1 protein-coding gene is annotated in these 2675 nt (G+C 33.8%); it reads right to left on the bottom strand.

Annotated elements, in window-relative coordinates; genetic code table 11:
• Window positions 1–2675, bottom strand: a 2675-nt coding sequence (locus Q361_RS13815; protein WP_169929321.1) for a hypothetical protein, incomplete at both ends; no start/stop codon positions are given.

The following is a 2675-nucleotide window of genomic DNA, read 5'->3' as shown; positions in this document are numbered from 1 at the left end:
TACCATTGTCCTCCTGTATAGGTAATAGGTGTAAGGATTGTGCCTGTGGCGATATCTTTTACTTGGGTTATTGTTACGCCTGAAACTGTAGGTATTGAAAACCATGTGTAAGGAGCCTTAGTGGTACCAATACTTGCCATACGAAATACAAAACTCTCTGTAGTATTGGTCGCTTGGATACTTCCTGTTTGGTTCGTTAAACTTACTTCGGGAGCAGTACTAGTTATGTAATTTAATGGAACATTAGAGTTTACTATGTAATCCCAAGTTGTTGGTTGTACAGCATTATTAGCATAATTATAATAATAATCTTTATAATAAGTTTTTGTTGATATAGGAAGTGTATTAGAAGCCGCTCCACAAGTTGGTTGTACTGTCATAATAAATCTTGCTCCATATTGAGAAGAAGATGCACCTAATTTATAAGCTACCCATGAACCCGTATTCTCAAATACATAAGTATTTCCAGATATTGTTGTTGGAGTTAAATTTATAGTCGATCCTCCTTGTAAAGGGACATAACTACATGAAACATAAGAATAACCATTTGGAATAGTCATTTCAAATTTTGTGATATATCCAGCTGGACGGAATTCATTTGAGTAATTTTGACCTGCATCATTGAAATTTCTTCTTATATATATTCCTCCATTCGGAACTAAACTTGAACAAGATTCAGGAGAAGGTGCATTGGAAGGAGTATTTACGTATGTTGTTCCAACTAAATACATTTCGGGAACAAGCGCATTGCAATATTCTTTCAAACTTCCATTCAAATTATAAAAATACCAATTTCCTCCACTTTGAACATCATAGTTTGGAAGAGAATTTGTACTAACAGTATACCTTGACTTTGATTCGATTACATCTCCTGCTAATAACCCTCCAGGAGGTAAAACAGATGTCAAATCCCATAAAATAACTTGATTTGTTGATGTTGATAAAGACTGAGAGAATGAAGTTGTAGTAGTATTAACTAAGGTAATCCCTGATCTTTTTATAAGTATATCTAAAGAAGAAGGCGTCAATTTACTTATATTCCCAAAAGCTTTAGGTAAATCAAAATACAAATATAAATTGTTTGATGCATTTAATTGTGTTGCATTACCTTGTATTTCTATTTCATCTAAATATAGTGCTTTAGATAAATCATATGCAGAAATTGAAGATTTACTTTGTCTTGTTGTTAAAGTATAATCTGTCCAACCTAAAGAGTTATTGGTACGTGAAACAATGGGTACTGAGGAATTTGGTCCAGCACTACAAGTAGTCGTACAATTAGCTAGTGTTGTTAATGTACCACAAGCTTGTTCTGCTCTACAATTACAATTAGTAGTAATGTTATTTCTTTCAAACAGTTTCCATGTTAATGAAAAATTACTTGACCCAGTACAGTTATAAGTCATAGAAAGTTTTACCCAACCCCAACCTGTTGTAGCAGTAGCAACTGTTGGAGAAATTATCGTAACCAAATTGCCTATTTGAGTAAATGCAACTATAGACGTACTACCCGTAGGATTATATTCACCATTACCCCATTTTGCAGCAGTTACAATAGTTCCAGAAGGTACAGTTACTTGATATTCATATCGAGTTGCTCCTGAAATATTTAAATAATTATATACATCATAATATGTGATTCCTATATTTATATCAAAAGATACTCCAGACTGTATATTCGCTGGTATATACCCTGACGGGGAAACTGATATTTTTCTATGATTAAGTCTATCTCCACCAGATCTAGAATATGGTGTAATATAATTATTTGTGTCACACATAGTGTGATATTGAATATCGCCACCAACACTATCTTGAGTTAAGCTATTATTGGAGCATGACCAAGTAGTTGGACAATCTGTAGTAATATTTATCTCTGTAATTACTGTATTACCTGGAGGCAAGTCATCAAAAAAACCATCATTATCCAAATCCTCCAATCCTACTCCAGCGCCATCAGGGTCTGATGTAAAATAATTATTTAAATTAATAGTATGAATTCCTCCAGTAAATGTATAAGGGATTGCGCTTGTATTTGTCCCTAAAAGAGAATTTCTAATATATACTGTAGATAAATTATATAAATTTGACAAACCTGATAAATAATAGTTATTAGCGTAAGCTGTTCCTTTTCGTAATTTTACGTTATACATTGTAGCTGCTTTAGACTCGCCAGTACCAGAATTAGTATATTCATTTCTTATTACAAAAGGAGTACACATATCAACATAATTTAAAATAGTTGTTTTATGAACTAAATATGCAGGAGTACCAGACGTCATAGAAATGTAACCTATATTACTTGCTGTTTGACACCAACTTGCTGGAGCTGCACTACAACCCCATCCAGTGGCATAATTCGTTACAGCATCACAAGCTTTTACTTTGTATGTTTCTGTAAAAGTAAGCGATTCGCCATTGCACAATTGTGTATCTGCTGTAAGCAAACTACCTTGAATGGTAAAATAACTTGTGTTTCCTACTGTAGAGGTAGGAGTTAAATGAGTGGCTCCTAAACTTAAATCAACAAGTTGTATTCCTGCTCCTGGATAAGTTATACTAAAATGTACCGCATTAGCGCAACCACTTGCGCCATTGGTAATGGTAAATGTTCTTGTATATGTGCCTCCAACAACAGCGTTGTTTTGTGTGGTTGGTTGTGTTAAAGTTAAAGC

The sequence above is a fragment of the Flavobacterium croceum DSM 17960 genome (assembly GCF_002917885.1).
Lineage (GTDB): Bacteria > Bacteroidota > Bacteroidia > Flavobacteriales > Flavobacteriaceae > Flavobacterium > Flavobacterium croceum.
The sequence above is the reverse complement of the archived record's forward strand: the minus strand, read 5'-3'. Positions and strand labels throughout refer to the sequence as shown.